This is a genomic window from Granulicella sp. dw_53 (genome assembly GCF_018449545.1).
In the GTDB taxonomy this organism is placed as follows: Bacteria; Acidobacteriota; Terriglobia; order Terriglobales; family Acidobacteriaceae; genus Edaphobacter.
The window spans coordinates 1-1963 of record NZ_JAAVUR010000041.1 but is presented as its reverse complement, the minus strand read 5'-3'; the positions used below and the strand labels follow the sequence as shown (position 1 = coordinate 1963).

Below are 1963 nucleotides of genomic sequence, written 5' to 3'. Positions count from 1 at the left end.
GGGGGCAGCTCAAGAAAGGGAAATTTACGTACGCTAAGGATGCCGGGAGCCGCCAGGAAGGGTTTGTCTGTCGGATATAGTCAACTCCGCCAACCGTTCCACAGATGTGCCGCCACCGCTACAACACCATTCCGCCACTGAATTAGAGCGGGGTGGCGGTCTCAAACACATCGCCCGCGCCGAAGGCGTGCTTCGGGGATTCGAAGTTTCTCATAACCCCGTTTGCAGGGAACCTCAGCGAGGAGCGGAGACGCAGGAGTCTCCTCTCATCCGCGTCCAGTTGTTCCGAATCGCACTTCCGCTCTCTCCCGATTGAATCTCCTTCCCGTCCGGTGTGAGCTTGCCTGCATAGGTAATCGAGCAACACGCTGCGGTTAGTGCTTTCAATTCGATCAACACGGCCCTCGGAGATACTGCCTCGACAAGAGCAATCGACCCATACTGCTCGAAGGTTTCGACGGGCGGCCGGATTCCGTTCGCATACCGAGATGCTCCCGGCGTTGCAAGGTCGTCGGACCAGGCAGCAAGTGACTCGCTCCCAGTCTGCACGATGTGGATACAGTTATTCACCGGATCAGGACGACTCCAGGTTCCTACAAATGGGCTTCTGGCAGCTCCAGTTTCCGGATGAGGGCGAATGAGGTGACCGGGCGATCAACGGTGCCACGGCGGAAACGCCCGGACCAACTGGTAGAAACGGGATCAAAGATGAGATCAAGTTGTACTTTCGGACCAGTTTTGGCCGCCGACTCTTTGATTACAAGATGACGGTCGGTCCACAGTAGCTGGGGCAACTCATCTGAAAACCAGCTCCCGTCTCCAACCTTCCGCGTGGGACCTGTGCGTTCATATACCTCAATCAAAGCACTATGAAAAATCTGCTGAGCCCCGATAAGCGTCGTTGGCGCTCCGTTAACTTTGGTGGTTAATTGAATATGCAGGCCATAGATAGCGTGATCGCCTTTCACCTCCCAAGATCCTGACAGCCTCTCCGGATGGTCAATCACAAAGCCCCGCATAGTTCCTCCGACAGGTTGTGGCTGCTGAGCAGGGACGCGACTTGGCATGAAAATAAAAAGGATTAGCGCAGTGAGTCGTGAACCTAGCATTGTCTTGGACGCTAGTACATTTAGACACCAGCCAAACGGTAAAAGTTCATCGAAGCCATTGAAGCGCCTCGAAAGTCGGGTTTTGAGCAACTTCGATTTCCGCCTTTCGCTGCCTTGGCGGATTCGTGCGAAACGGGTGCGGGATAACTTTGCAGCATGTGGTCGCCATTGGCGGCATAACGTTGCAGCGGTGGCGGCATAAACGTGCAGCCAGCATGTATCAGTCAAGCAGCAGGCTTGAGAACCCGGTAGAGGGTCGATCGTGCGATGTGGAAACGTGCTGCAATCTCCGACACCGGAATGTCGGCCGATTCGAGCAGAGCGCGGATGGTTTTGATCTCTTTGGCGGAGAGCTTCGACGGACGCCCCCCGGTTCGACCGCGGGCGCGAGCTGCTTTGAGACCCGCGACGGTTCTTTCGCGGATCAGGTTGCGCTCGAACTCGGCGAGCGCGGCGAAGACATGGAAAACGAGCCGCCCGGCAGGAGACCTGGTTTCAATCTTCTCGGTCAGGGATTCGAAGTTGATCTTACGTTGTTCGAGTTCTGCGATGAGGCCAACGAGGTCGGCCAGATTGCGCCCAAGCCGGTCGAGCCTCCAGACGACGAGGGTATCTCCCTCGCGGAGGCTTCTGAGGCATCCTTCCAGTTGCGGCCTGCCGATGTTCTTGCCGCTTGCCTGTTCTTCGTACATCTGTCGGCATTTGGCGTGTTTAAGGGCGTCCTTCTGCAGGTCGAGCGTTTGGTCGTCGGTGGAGACACGGGCGTAGCCGATGCGCATGTATCGAATCCTATCAAGGCCCGGGTATTTAGGACATAGATTTCAGGATGAGTTGTGAGACACTTTCGGGAAGCG

The 1963-nt window shown here is 56.2% G+C and carries 3 protein-coding genes; all 3 read right to left on the bottom strand.

Features of this window, described 5'->3' with window-relative positions; translation table 11 throughout:
• Positions 1-234 precede the first annotated feature (234 nt).
• Positions 235-570 (bottom strand): hypothetical protein, encoded by a 336-nt coding sequence (locus tag HB393_RS24870; RefSeq protein ID WP_213807922.1) that lies wholly within the window; start codon positions 568-570, stop codon positions 235-237.
• A 23-nt stretch (positions 571-593) separates the two neighbouring features.
• Positions 594-1019: a hypothetical protein gene (locus HB393_RS24865; protein WP_213807921.1), complete on the bottom strand. Its 426-nt coding sequence runs from the start codon at positions 1017-1019 to the stop codon at positions 594-596.
• Between the two features lie 314 nt (positions 1020-1333).
• The gene (locus HB393_RS24860) at positions 1334-1888 is read right to left on the bottom strand and encodes a recombinase family protein (RefSeq protein ID WP_213807920.1); all 555 of its coding nucleotides are present in this window, start codon (positions 1886-1888) and stop codon (positions 1334-1336) included.
• Between the last annotated feature and the right edge of the window lie 75 nt (positions 1889-1963).

Excerpts from the sequence above, each read along its gene's own strand:
- HB393_RS24860 (WP_213807920.1), bottom strand. The coding sequence starts at position 1,888 with ATGCGCATCGGCTACGCCCGTGTCTCCACCGACGACCAAACGCTCGAC.
- HB393_RS24865 (WP_213807921.1), bottom strand. The coding sequence starts at position 1,019 with ATGCGGGGCTTTGTGATTGACCATCCGGAGAGGCTGTCAGGATCTTGG.